The organism is Pseudomonas sp. FEN (genome assembly GCF_904067045.1).
Taxonomy (GTDB): domain Bacteria; phylum Pseudomonadota; class Gammaproteobacteria; order Pseudomonadales; family Pseudomonadaceae; genus Aquipseudomonas.
In genome coordinates this window covers 470,974-483,734 of the sequence record NZ_CAJFDC010000036.1, presented here as the reverse complement: position 1 = coordinate 483,734, position 12,761 = coordinate 470,974, and the positions used below count along the sequence as shown (strand labels likewise).

Below are 12,761 nucleotides of genomic sequence, written 5' to 3'. Positions count from 1 at the left end.
CTCACATAACTCGTGCAGTGAAGCACTGCGAAAATTGACCAGGAACCGTAGGACAAGTTCCCTAAACTGCTGATACGGCCAATACAAACGAAACCACATTAATCTGACATTAACTACTTCGGTGCCAGCTCACGTAAATGCCGTGCGACCGCAATCCAAGCACCGATATACCCCAAGAGCACCGCCCCAAGCAACAGGGACAGACCATCGGCAGCCGGCACACCGGCCAGGGCGAAATCGCTGCCGTAGAGACCGGCCAGCCCGACCACCGCGTCATTCAGCCAGTTAAGGCCATAAGCCAGCACGCCCCAGGACAAAAATCCGGCCCCAAAGCCATAAAGCGCGCCCATATAGAGAAACGGCCTACGCACATAGCTATCAGTGCCTCCGACCAGTTTAATCACTTCGATCTCGGTGCGGCGGTTTTCAATATGAAGACGAATGGTATTGCCTATCACCAAAAGTAATGCGGACACCAGCAGCACCGTCAGGCCGAAGACAAACCGGTCGCCGAGCTTGAGAATCGCCGCCAGGCGCTCGACCCAGACCAGGTCCAGTTGCGCCTGTTGCACCTTGGGCAACTCAGCCAGGCGCTGGCGCAGCGCCTCCAGCGTCGCCTTGTCGACCTCGTTCGGCGTTACCAGCACCACCCCCGGCAAGGGGTTCTGCGGCAATTCCTTGAGGGCTTCACCCAGGCCCGACTGCTGCTGGAACTCGCCCAGGGCCTTTTCCTTGCTGATGAACTCGGCATCCGCCACGCCGGGCATGGCCTTGATCTGCTCGCTGAGGTGCTCGCCTTCGGTCGGACTGGCATCCAGTTGCAGATACAGGGAAATCTGCGCCGCGCGCTGCCAGGAACCGCCCAGACGCTCGACATTGGTCAGCAGCAACGACAGGCCCATGGGCAGGCTCAAGGCCACGGCCATCACCAGGCAGGTAAAGAAGCTGCCGATCGGCTGCTTGCCCAGACGCCGCAGGCTGTCCACCAGGCTGGCGCGATGGCTTTCGATCCAGGCGTGCAGCAGGGTGCTGAAGTCCGGGCCGTCGTCTTCGTTGCGTTTTTTCTTCGGCGGCTGCGGGTCGGAGGCCTTCGGGGCCACGCGTTCAGCCACTTTCGGGCTACGGGTCGCACTCATACGCCAGCCTCCCCGTCGCCGATCAAGCGGCCACGTTGCAGGGTCAGCATGCGGTGGCGCATGCGGGCGATCAGGGCCAGGTCGTGGCTGGCGATCAGCACACTGGTGCCCAGCCGGTTGATATCTTCGAACACGCCCATGATTTCCGCCGCCAGGCGCGGGTCGAGGTTGCCGGTGGGCTCGTCCGCCAGCAGCAGCGCCGGGCGATGGACGATGGCCCGGGCAATGCCGACGCGCTGTTGCTGGCCGGTGGACAGGTCGCCGGGGTAGAGATCGGTTTTCTCCGACAACGCCACGCGTTCCAGAGCCGAATCGACCCGTTTGACGATCTCGGCCTTGGACAGGCCGAGGATCTGCAACGGCAGGGCGACGTTGTTGAACACCGTGCGATCGAACAGCAACTGGTGGTTCTGGAAGACCACGCCAATCTGCCGGCGCAGGAACGGAATCTGTGCGTTGCTGATCTGGCCCAGGTCCTGCCCGGCCAGTAGCAATTTGCCAGTGGTCGGACGCTCCATCGCCAGCAGCAGGCGCAACAGGGTACTTTTGCCCGCGCCGGAATGCCCGGTCACGAACAGGAATTCACCACGACGCACCCGAAAGCTCAGCTCATGCAAGCCGACGTGACCGTTCGGATAGCGTTTACCGACCTGTTCGAAACGAATCATGAACGCTCCCGCTCGGCGAAAAGGGCCTGGACAAAGGGCTCGGCTTCGAAGGTGCGCAGATCGTCGATCCCTTCGCCGACACCGATGTAACGAATCGGCAAGCCAAACTGCTTGGCCAGGGCAAAGATCACCCCACCCTTGGCGGTTCCATCGAGCTTAGTCAATGCCAGGCCGGTCAGTTGGACCGTCTGGTTGAATTGCTTGGCCTGGTTGATGGCGTTCTGCCCAGTACCGGCGTCAAGCACCAGCAGCACTTCGTGCGGCGCATCGGCGTCGAGCTTGCCAATGACCCGGCGAACTTTCTTCAGCTCTTCCATCAGGTTGTCTTTGGTGTGCAGGCGACCGGCGGTATCGGCGATCAGCACGTCGATACCGCGAGCCTTGGCCGCCTGGACCGCGTCGAAGATCACCGAGGCCGAATCGGCGCCGGTGTGCTGGGCGATCACCGGGATCTGGTTGCGCTCGCCCCACACCTGCAATTGCTCCACCGCCGCCGCGCGGAAGGTATCGCCCGCCGCCAGCATGACTTTCTTGCCGTCGAGCTGCAGTTTCTTCGCCAACTTGCCGATGGTGGTGGTCTTGCCGGCGCCGTTGACGCCCACCACCAGGATCACGAAAGGCTTCTGCTGCGAAACGATGGCCAGCGGCTGCTCGACCGGCTTGAGCATCGCGGTCAGCTCGGCCTGCAACGCGGCGTACAGCGCATCGCTGTCGGTCAGTTGCTTGCGGGCGACTTTCTGGGTCAGGCTCTGGATGATCACCGAGGTCGCTTCGACGCCCACGTCGGCGGTCAGCAGGCGGGTCTCAAGCTCTTCGAGCAGGTCGTCGTCGATGGCCTTCCTGCCGAGGAACAGGCTGGCCATGCCTTCGCCGATACTGGCGCTGGTCTTGGACAGGCCCTGCTTGAGGCGGGTGAAGAAGCCAACCTTGGTTTCCTCGACGGCGGGCTTGGGCGATTCGGCGACCACGGGCTCGGCCACGACAACCGGGGCCACGACTGACGCAGGTGCCGGGACTGGAGCTGGAGCTTCGGCAAACGCTGCAATGACCGGCGGTTGCACCGCAGCCACCACAACCGGCGCGGGCACCACCGCTTCTGTAACAGGCACGACCACGGGCACCGGGATCGGCGGGATGATATGTGGCGCCTGAACATCCTCGACCAGGGCCACCGGCTCTTCGGCCACGGGCAGGCTCGGCCAGGGTTCGTGCGCCGGGGCCACCGCCGCGCCGGCGGGCGCTTCAACCCGCGCCACGCTGACCGGCACCGGCTCGGCGGCGACCGGCAAAGCCTCGCTCACCGGCGCCGGCGCGGCGTCAGGGATCGCTTGTGGCTGTTCGACAACGGCTTCCTGCGGTTTCTTACGCAGCCAGCCGAACAGGCCTTTTTTCTCGCCAGCCGGGGCTGGGGTCTTCTTGTCGTCGTTGGAACCAAACATGGAGGACGGCTATCTCACGGTAGCGACGCGCCAAGGTGGCGCTTCGGCAAATAATATTCTGATGCGTAACAGACTGCCTTTTGACCAGATTGTTCGCGCGCAACGCAGTATCCTAGCACCTCCTCGCTCGCCGACGCTAAGATCACGCGGGCCGTATTACAGGTTTGAAAACGAATGAATGCTCTAGCCCGCCGTGCCGCTGGCCTGTTGCTCAGTGCGCTCTGTCTCCCCCTGGCAGCCCTGGCCGCCGACCCGCAACCGACCCACGAATTCACCCTCGACAATGGCCTGAAGGTGGTCGTCCGCGAGGATCACCGTGCCCCCGTGGTGGTCTCGCAGATCTGGTACAAGGTCGGTTCAAGCTACGAGACCCCGGGCCAGACCGGCCTGTCCCACGCCCTGGAACACATGATGTTCAAGGGCAGCGCCAAGGTCGGCCCGGGCGAAGCCTCGCTGATCCTGCGCGACCTCGGTGCCGACGAAAACGCTTTCACCAGTGACGACTACACCGCGTATTACCAGGTCCTGGCCCGCGACCGCCTGGGCGTGGCCCTGGAACTTGAAGCCGACCGCATGGCCAGCCTGCGCCTGCCGGCCGACGAGTTCAGCCGTGAAATCGAGGTGATCAAGGAAGAACGCCGCCTGCGCACCGACGACAAGCCCATGGGCAAGGCCTTCGAGCGCTTCAAGGCCATGGCCTACCCGGCCAGCGGCTACCACACGCCGACCATCGGCTGGATGGCCGACCTCGACCGCATGAAAGTCGAGGAACTGCGTCACTGGTACCAATCCTGGTACGTACCGAACAATGCCACCCTGGTGGTGGTGGGCGACGTCACCCCGGACGAAGTCAAAAGCCTGGCCCAGCGCTATTTCGGCGCCATCCCCCGGCGTGACACGCCGCCCGCGAAGATCCCACGGGAACTGGACACGCCCGGCGAACGCCTGATCACCCTGCATGTGAAGACCCAACTGCCGAGCCTGATGCTCGCCTTCAACGTGCCGAGCTTCGCCACCGCCGAAGACAAGCGTTCGGTCAACGCCCTGCGCCTGATCGCCGCCCTGCTCGACGGCGGCTACAGCGCCCGCCTGCCGTCGCAACTGGAGCGCGGCGAAGAACTGATCTCCGGCGGCTCGTCGAGCTACGATGCCTATACCCGCGGGGACAGCCTGTTCCTGCTCTCGGCCACCCCCAACAGCCAGAAGAAAAAGACCCTGGCCGACACCGAGGCCGGCCTCTGGCGCCTGCTGGAGCAGTTGAAGACCCAGGCTCCGAGTGCCGAAGAACTTGAGCGCGTACGGGCCCAGGTGATTGCCGGCCTGGTCTACGAACGCGATTCCATCACCAGCCAGGCCAGCGCCATCGGCATCCTCGAGACCGTCGGCCTGTCCTGGAAAATAATGGACACCGAGCTGTCCGACCTGCAAAGCGTCACGCCGCAGGATCTGCAGAACGCCGCGCGCACCTACTTCACCCGCGAGCGTCTCAGCGTCGCCCATGTCTTGCCCGAGGAGAACGCCCATGAGTAAGTCCAAGGGGCCACGTTTCGCCTTGCTCGCCCTGACCCTCGCCGTGGCGGCGGGTGGCATCGGCTTTTATCTGTTCGATAGCCACAGCTCCCAGGCCAGCCAGGCCCTGGATGCGGCCCAGGCCGGCCACAAGCTGCAATCGCTGGCGGAACTGGACGGCAAGGCACCGGCGCGGCGCACTCTGAACGTACAGACCTGGAAAACCGCCGAAGGCGCCAAGGTGCTGTTCGTCGAGGCCCATGAACTGCCGATGTTCAACCTGAACCTGACTTTCGCCGCCGGCAGCAGCCAGGACGGCAACGCCCCGGGCGTCGCCGCGCTGACCAACGCCATGCTCAACGAAGGCGTGGCCGGCAAGGACGTCAGCGCCATCGCCCAGGGCTTCGAAGGGCTGGGAGCCGACTTCGGCAACGGCTCCTACAAGGACATGGCGATTGCCTCGCTGCGCAGCCTCAGCGCCGCGGACAAGCGCGAACCGGCGCTGAAGCTGTTCGCCGAGGTGGTGGGCAAGCCGACCTTCCCCGCCGACTCCCTGGCACGGATCAAGAACCAGTTGCTGGCCGGCTTCGAATACCAGAAGCAGAACCCCGGCAAACTGGCGAGCCTGGAGTTGTCCAGCCGCCTGTACGGCAATCACCCTTATGCCCACTCCAGCGAAGGCACCGCGCAGAGCATCCCGCCGATCAGCCTGCAGCAGTTGCGCGCCTTCCATGCCAAGGCCTACGCCGCCGGCAACGTGGTGATCGCCCTGGTCGGCGACCTGTCACGCAGCGAAGCCGAAGGCATCGCCGCCCAGGTTTCCAGCGCCCTGCCCAAGGGCCCGGCCTTGCCGAAGATTACCGAGCCGGACGAACCGAAAGCCAGCATCGGGCATATCGAGTTCCCGTCCAAGCAGACCACTGTCCTGATGGCCCAACTGGGCATCGACCGTAGCGACCCGGATTACGCGGCGCTGTCCCTGGGCAACCAGATCCTCGGCGGTGGCGGCTTCGGCACCCGCCTGATGAGCGAAGTGCGCGAGAAGCGCGGCCTGACCTACGGTGTCTATTCGGGCTTCTCGCCGATGCAGGCCCGCGGCCCGTTCCAGATCAACCTGCAAACCCGCGCCGAAATGAGCGAAGGCACGCTCAAGCTGGTGGACGAGGTGATCGCCGACTACCTGAAAAGCGGCCCGACACAAAAGGAGCTCGACGACGCCAAGCGCGAAATGACCGGCAGCTTCCCGCTCTCCAATGCGAGCAACAGCAGCATCGTCGGCCAGCTGGGCCTCATGGGTTTCTATGACCTGCCGCTCGATTACCTGGAAAACTTCGTGCAGCAGACCCAGGACTTGAGCGTCGAGCAGGTCAAGTCCGCCATGAACAAACACCTGAGTGTCGACAAGATGATCGTCGTCACCGCAGGTCCCACGGTGCCGCAAAAGCCCCTGCCGCCGCCGACTGACAAACCCGCCGAGCAGCCGCTCGGGGTTCCGGAGCATTAATGGCCAGCCCATCGCGTCCCAGCAAGAAACCCGCTCACCCGCATAACGGCGTGAACCAACTGCGCATCATCGGCGGCGAATGGCGCAGCCGGCGCCTGAGCTTCCCCGATGTCCTGGGCTTGCGCCCGACCCCGGACCGCGTGCGTGAAACCCTGTTCAACTGGCTCGCGCCCTACGTCGCCGGGGCCAAGGTGCTCGACCCGTTCGCCGGCAGCGGCGCCCTGTTCCTCGAGGCCCTGTCCCGTGGCGCCGCCATGGGCCAGGCGCTGGATGCCAGCAACGTCGCCGTGGCCAATCTGCGCGAGCACCTCGGCACCCTGCGCTGCAGTGTCGGCCAGGTGCAGACCGCCGACGCCATGCGCTACCTGGAAACCCAGGCGGCCACCGCGTTCGACCTGGTGTTCCTCGACCCGCCATTCAACCAGAACCTGTTGCCAGGCGTCTGCGCCCTGCTGGAAGAGCGCCAATGGCTGGCCGAAGACGCCTGGATCTATACCGAAAGCGAAGCCGCGCCCTCGAGCCTCGGCCTGCCGGGCAACTGGCGCCTGCACCGCGAGCAGAAGTCCGGGCGGGTTCACTACGCGCTGTGGCAACGCAGTGTAGCGGGCCTGTAGCTTGATCCTCGATGGCGGTTCGAGCGAATCCTCGAGCCGCCATCACTATCCCTGTACCGCCATGGCCTCCGTCCGCCGGATCAAGGTGCTCCTTCGAAAATCGTAAGGACACAAGGATCCCGAAGGATGAAACGCCCCATTCCCTGGCTTGCACTCGGTTGGCTTGTCCTGCCGGTCACGGCCCTCGCCACAACCACGCCCACCCCCAGCACACATGAATGGCTGCTCGACAATGGTTTGAAAGTCATTGTGCGCGAAGATCATCGCGCGCCCGTCGTGGCGGCCCAGCTTTGGTACAAAGTCGGCTCCAGTCACGAACCGCCGGGCGAATCCGGTCTTTCACATGCCCTCGAACACCTGCTGTTCCAGGGCAGCAGCAAAGTCTGCCCCGGCCAGGCGTTCCAGATCATGGAGCGTCTGGGCGCCCGGATAAACGCCTTCACCAACCATGACGCCACCACCTACGAATACCTCATGCCGCGCCAGATCCTCGGTGTCGCGATGGAAATCATGGCCGACCAGATGGGCTCCGCCCAACTTGCGCAAGCGGCCTTCCAGCGCGAAATAGAGGTCATCAAGAACGAACGGTTGCAGAACATCGACGACTCCCCCATGGCAATACTCGACGAAAAAATGCGCGGCATTGCCTTTACCACCAGCGGCTATCGCACCTCGACCGTCGGCTGGCAACACGATCTGGAACGCCTGCGCGTAGAGCAACTGCGCCGTTGGTATGCCAACTGGTACGCGCCGAACAACGCCACCCTGGTGGTGGTCGGCGATGTGACGGCCACGGCGGTCGAAAGCCTCGCCCGACGCTACTTCGCCGACCTGCCGCGCCGAACACTTCCCGAAACCCGCCGCCCACTGGAACTGAACACCCCGGGCGAGCGACGGATCACGCTGACCACCCGCAATGAGTTTCCCAGCCTGATCATGGCCTTCAACGTCCCCAGCCTGGTGACCGCCGTCGACCCGCATACCGCGTACACCCTGCGCCTGCTCAACGAATTGCTCGGCGTCGGTGCCAGCTCGCGGATTTTCCGACAGTTGAAATTCCGTGAAGAACTGATCACCCAGGCCCACTCCAGCTATGAGGCGTTCAATCGGGGCGATGCCTTGCTGACGATCAGTGTCGACCTGGACACCCAGAAAAACCCGAGTCCGGAGGACCTTCAGGCGCGCCTGTGGCAATTGCTGGGCGAGTTCAAACGCACGCCAGTCAGCGCGCAGGAGCTTGAGCGCGCGCGTACCCGGGTAGTGGCACAACTGGTCTTTGCCCACGACTCGGTGGAAACCCAGGCGCAGAAACTCGGCAAGCTGGAAAGCGCCGGCCTGTCGTGGACCCTGGCGGACCGGGAGCACGAGCACCTGAAGGCCGTCACGCCGCTGGACATTCAACAAGCCGCGCGCATGTACCTTACCCGCGAGCGACTCAGTGTGGCCCTGGCCAGCCCCGGGGAAAACAACCATGAATAAAGGTCACCGCATTTTATCGAGCACCCTGCTGACGCTGCTGGCGAGCCTGTCCAGCCCCGGGGCGAAGGTGCTTGCCAGCACTGACGGCTCGACCGTCAAGCCACTGCAATCGCTGAGCGCCGTCCTTCACCTGCCACCGACACCCGCCACCCGCGTGGTGCGTGGCTGGAAAACGCTCAGCGGCAGCAAGGTGCTTTTTGTTGAAACCCATGGCCTGCCGTTGATCGATGTTGCCGTGAGCTTTGCCGCGGGCAGCCGCTACGACGGTGATCGGCACGGCCTGGCGGTCATGGTTCTGAGTTTGCTCAACGAAGGGTCGGACGGAAAAGACGTCGACGCGATCATGACGGCGTTCGACAGCCTGGGGGTGAAAATCGGCAATGGCATCAATAGGGACCATGGTTTTTTCACTCTGCGCAGCCTCAGCGACGAAACCGTCCGCACACCGGCCCTGCAATTGTTCAGCGAGGTGCTGGGCAAGCCGAGCTTTACCCCGGATGCCATCCGCCGGGTAAAGAGCGAAACCCTCGATCGCCAGCTGCGTCAGGATAATGCCTTGGACACCTGGATCAGCCATCGCGCTCCACCGCTGCTCTACTCACGACACCCTTATGCCCAGCCCCTCTATGGAACCCGAGAAAGTATCGCCCGAATTACTGTCGATCAATTGCGCGCCTTCCACGGCGAAGCCTACAGCGCGGGCAATGCCGTCATCCTGCTGGTCGGTGATCTCTCGGTGGCACAGGCACAGACTATCAGCGTGAATATTTCCGACGCCCTGCCCAAAGGCCCGGCGTTGCCACCCCCCGCCAATGCCAGCCGTCACGACAGCGTCATCGGCATCACTCATATCGAGCGCCCGACCAGCCTGGTCCAGTTGGATCTCGCCCAGATTGCGCCGTCCCGGCATCATCCCGATTACGTCGCCCTCTATGTCGCCAGCCTTATCTTTGGTGGCGGCTTCGATAGCCGACTCATGAAGGAACTGCGTGAGCAGCATGGCATCACCTACTCGGCGTCATCCCAACTAACCAACTGGCAGGGCCAAGGACCTTTCCATATCAATCTTTCGACCCCACCCGAATACAGCGAGGCGGTCATCCAACGGGTCAAACTCATGTTCGAACAGTTCCTCAAGGACGGGCCGACGGAGCAGGAGCTGCAAAACGTCAAACAGAGCATGCAGGGGGACATGGCATTGGACGGCGCCAGCAATGCCGATATCCTTCAGGCACTGCTCGTTATCGCTCGTCATGACCTGCCGCTGAGCCTGACCGACTTCGCCGAACAGGCACAGCGGCTGACCCGCGAGACGATCAAAGCCGCCTTGAACGCTCATTTCGATGCCAACGGCTGGGTGGTGACAAGTGCCGGCCCGAGCGTCCCCCAGAAAACACTGCCCGATGTCCAGACGCAGGGGCCGAGTTGCCAGGCCGGCCGCCTCCCAGCCGGATAAAAAACTGCGGCAATGGACCTGACTGTGGCAATTTAGAGGTATCGCACGCTGCCATGTGCTTGCCAGGACGGCTTGTGCCTGGCGGTGTCAGACATTTCCATTGCCACGCCGAGACTCCCTGTGTTGCCTTCACTTTCCCCGCCCGCGCATTTGCCGGGCTTCACCCCCGCCCCGGGCCTGGGCAACCCGCACCTGCAAACCTTGTGGGGGCCGCTCTGGCGCAAGACCGTCCACCTGGAACGCCAGCGTGAACGCCTCTGGCTCGACGACGGAGACTTCCTCGACCTCGACTGGCACGGCCCGCATGCCGCCGAGACGCCGCTGGTGCTGGTCCTGCACGGGCTGACCGGTTCGTCGAACTCGCCCTATGTCGCCGGCCTGCAACAGGCGCTGGCGAACCAGGGCTGGGCCAGCGTGGCGCTGAACTGGCGGGGCTGTTCGGGGGAGCCCAACCTGCTGGCGCGCAGCTATCACTCCGGTGCCAGCGAGGACCTGGCGGCGACTATCGCCCACCTCAAGGCCGCGCGCCCGATGGCGCCACTCTATGCCGTCGGCTACTCCCTGGGCGGCAATGTGCTGCTCAAGCACCTGGGGGAAAGCGGCCATGACAGCGGCCTGCAAGGCGCCGTCGCGGTGTCGGTGCCGTTTCGCCTGGACCAGTGCGCCGACCGCATCGGCCAGGGCTTTTCACGGATCTATCAGGCGCACTTCATGCGCGAGATGCTGGCTTATATCAAGAACAAGCAGCGCCAGTTCCAGCACGACGGGCGGATCGAGGGCCTGGCGACCCTGAGCGATCTGGGACCGCTGACGGGCCTGCGTACCTTCTGGGACTTTGATGGCCGGGTAACGGCACCGCTGAACGGTTTTGCCGATGCGCAGGATTATTATCGCCGCGCCTCCAGCCGCTATTTCCTCGGGGCGATCCGCACCCCGACGTTGATTATCCAGGCCAAGGACGACCCGTTCGTGTTTTCCCACAGCCTGCCGGAACCAAGCGAACTGACAGCGGACACTCAGTTCGAGTTACAGGCCAAGGGCGGGCATGTGGGGTTCGTCGACGGCACCCTGCGCAAACCCGGTTACTACCTGGAGCGCCGGATTCCGCAATGGCTGGCCGATAGGGGATGTTGATCGCAACGCCGCTCGATTAAGGAAACTTGCCGCCGGACACGCTCCCGTGGCGAGCGGGCTTGCCCGCGTTCGACTGCGAAGCAGTGGTAAAACCAGTGTCGGTATTCTGCCTGACACAATGCGGCCGCTGATTTCAGGGCCGCTTCGCGCCCCAGCGTGGGCAAGCCCACTCGCTACAATCCCCTGCTCATCTTTGCCTGACCGGTATTGGGCCAGGCCCGCTCGCCCTAATCAGTCACCGGTGGCAATCCCACGCTTCGGATCGGTAATCCACTCGCTCCACGACCCGGCATACAGCGTCCCCAACGGATACCCCGCCAGGCACAGCGCAAACAGGTTGTGACAGGCCGTCACCCCGGAGCCGCAATACGCCACCAATTCCCCCGGCGAGCGATCCCCCAGCTTCGCGGCGAAACGCTGCCGGAGCTGCTCCGCCGGCAGAAACCGGCCATCGGCATCCAGGTTCTCGTTGAACGCCGCACATTGCGCGCCGGGAATATGCCCGGCCACCGGATCGATCGGCTCCACATCACCGCGAAAACGCGGCAAGGCGCGGGCGTCCAGCAAGGTCAGGGACGGCTGCCCGAGACGCTGTTGCAGACGTTCGGCACTGATCTGCAGCGCGGCGTCCGGCGTTCCCTCGAAGGTTCCACGGCCGGCGAGCGGCGGATTCAGGCTCAGCGGCTGCCCGGCCGCATGCCAGGCTTTCAGGCCGCCATCGAGCAGGAACACGCCATCACGCTTGCCCAGCCAGGCCAGCAGCCACCAGGCGCGGGCGGCGTACATGCCAGGGCCGTCGTCATACAGCACGACCTCACTGTCGGCACTGATGCCCCAGGCCTGCAAGCGATCGATCAAGGCTGCCGGTGCCGGCAGCGGATGACGGCCAGTCACGCCCTTGGTCACCGGGCCACTCAAGTCACGGTTCAGGTCGGCGAAGTGCGCGCCCTCAATATGCCCCTGGGCATAACTGCGCTGTCCGTAATCCGGGTCTTCAAGGGAAAAACGACAATCCAGGATCACCAACCCGGGCCGAGCCTGGCGCTCGGCCAGTTGTTGGGGGCTGATCAGTTGCGCAAGGGACATAGCGAACGCCTCATAAGTGAAGTGGATAACAGATAGCCTGAGAACGGGCGACGCCTAGCGCCCCTCCAGGGCCTGTGCCAACGGCACATAGAATTCATTGAGCAACTTGTCGACTGCCGCCCGCGACTGCGCGGTGACAAAGCCCGACTCCAGCACCAGCACCTGATAGACCCCGCGCTTGATCGACTCTTCGCTCAAGTGGTCGGCGTTCTCACGGGTGGTGCTCAGGAAGCGTACCCAGGAGGTCAGGATGATCCAGGCATTGAGGGTCAGGGCCTCGATCTGCACCCGGTCCATGCCAAGGATCCCGGCCTCGACAAAGCCCGCGTAGATCGCCTGGCCCTGGATCAGGCAGCGCTGGGAAAAGCGTCGGTAACGAGCGGCCAGTTCGGCATCGCTTTCCAGCAGGTGTTCGAGGTCGCGGTGCAGGAAGCGATAACGCCACATCGCCGCCAGCAGGGCCTTGAGATAGAAGCGCTTGTCGTCGATGGTCGCGGCGCGGCCCTGGGGCGGGCGCAGGAAGCTGTCGACCAGGGCTTCATACTCGGCGAACAGCACGGCGATGATCGCCTGCTTGTTGGGGAAGTGGTAGTAGAGATTACCCGGCGAAATGTCCATGTGCGCCGCGATATGGTTGGTGCTGACGCTACGTTCACCCTGCTGGTTGAACAGATCCAGGCTGTTCTGGACGATGCGCTCGCTGGTTTTTATTCGAGGGGCCATGACTTCAGCTTTA

The 12,761-nt window shown here is 63.7% G+C and carries 11 protein-coding genes; 6 read left to right on the top strand and 5 right to left on the bottom strand.

Annotation, left to right across the window (positions count from 1 at the left end; all coding sequences use genetic code 11):
* Positions 1–113: 113 nt before the first annotated feature.
* The 3 genes from ftsX to ftsY are packed head-to-tail and all read right to left on the bottom strand — an operon-like array spanning position 114 to position 3,243.
* Positions 114–1,136: a permease-like cell division protein FtsX gene (ftsX, locus tag PFEN_RS25805; RefSeq protein WP_191489431.1), complete on the bottom strand. Its 1,023-nt coding sequence runs from the start codon at positions 1,134–1,136 to the stop codon at positions 114–116.
* Positions 1,133–1,804, bottom strand: a complete 672-nt coding sequence (gene ftsE / locus PFEN_RS25800) for a cell division ATP-binding protein FtsE (RefSeq protein ID WP_191489430.1) — start codon at positions 1,802–1,804, stop codon at positions 1,133–1,135. Before ftsE ends, ftsX begins: the two co-directional genes overlap by 4 nt.
* Positions 1,801–3,243, bottom strand: a complete 1,443-nt coding sequence (gene ftsY / locus PFEN_RS25795) for a signal recognition particle-docking protein FtsY (protein ID WP_191489429.1) — start codon at positions 3,241–3,243, stop codon at positions 1,801–1,803. Before ftsY ends, ftsE begins: the two co-directional genes overlap by 4 nt.
* A 174-nt stretch (positions 3,244–3,417) precedes the next feature.
* Here ftsY and PFEN_RS25790 point away from each other — a divergent pair, with 174 nt between their 5' ends.
* From PFEN_RS25790 to PFEN_RS25765, 6 genes are all read left to right on the top strand, one after another.
* The gene (locus tag PFEN_RS25790) at positions 3,418–4,773 is read left to right on the top strand and encodes a M16 family metallopeptidase (protein WP_191489428.1); all 1,356 of its coding nucleotides are present in this window, start codon (positions 3,418–3,420) and stop codon (positions 4,771–4,773) included.
* Positions 4,766–6,256 (top strand): M16 family metallopeptidase, encoded by a 1,491-nt coding sequence (locus tag PFEN_RS25785; protein ID WP_191489427.1) that lies wholly within the window; start codon positions 4,766–4,768, stop codon positions 6,254–6,256. The genes PFEN_RS25790 and PFEN_RS25785 overlap by 8 nt, the downstream gene beginning before the upstream one ends.
* Positions 6,256–6,870: a 16S rRNA (guanine(966)-N(2))-methyltransferase RsmD gene (gene rsmD / locus PFEN_RS25780; RefSeq protein WP_191489426.1), complete on the top strand. Its 615-nt coding sequence runs from the start codon at positions 6,256–6,258 to the stop codon at positions 6,868–6,870. Before PFEN_RS25785 ends, rsmD begins: the two co-directional genes overlap by 1 nt.
* Before the next feature lie 126 nt (positions 6,871–6,996).
* Complete coding sequence (locus PFEN_RS25775) at positions 6,997–8,349, top strand: M16 family metallopeptidase (RefSeq protein WP_191489425.1); 1,353 nt, start codon at positions 6,997–6,999, stop codon at positions 8,347–8,349.
* Positions 8,342–9,805: a M16 family metallopeptidase gene (locus PFEN_RS25770; RefSeq protein ID WP_191489424.1), complete on the top strand. Its 1,464-nt coding sequence runs from the start codon at positions 8,342–8,344 to the stop codon at positions 9,803–9,805. The genes PFEN_RS25775 and PFEN_RS25770 overlap by 8 nt, the downstream gene beginning before the upstream one ends.
* Before the next feature lie 120 nt (positions 9,806–9,925).
* Positions 9,926–10,939: a hydrolase gene (locus tag PFEN_RS25765; RefSeq protein WP_224771074.1), complete on the top strand. Its 1,014-nt coding sequence runs from the start codon at positions 9,926–9,928 to the stop codon at positions 10,937–10,939.
* 231 nt (positions 10,940–11,170) lie between these two features.
* Here PFEN_RS25765 and PFEN_RS25760 read toward each other — a convergent pair whose 3' ends face one another.
* Both PFEN_RS25760 and PFEN_RS25755 read right to left on the bottom strand, forming a co-directional pair.
* The gene (locus tag PFEN_RS25760) at positions 11,171–12,025 is read right to left on the bottom strand and encodes a sulfurtransferase (RefSeq protein ID WP_191489423.1); all 855 of its coding nucleotides are present in this window, start codon (positions 12,023–12,025) and stop codon (positions 11,171–11,173) included.
* A gap of 54 nt (positions 12,026–12,079) precedes the next feature.
* Positions 12,080–12,748 (bottom strand): TetR/AcrR family transcriptional regulator, encoded by a 669-nt coding sequence (locus tag PFEN_RS25755; protein ID WP_191489422.1) that lies wholly within the window; start codon positions 12,746–12,748, stop codon positions 12,080–12,082.
* Positions 12,749–12,761: the final 13 nt, after the last annotated feature.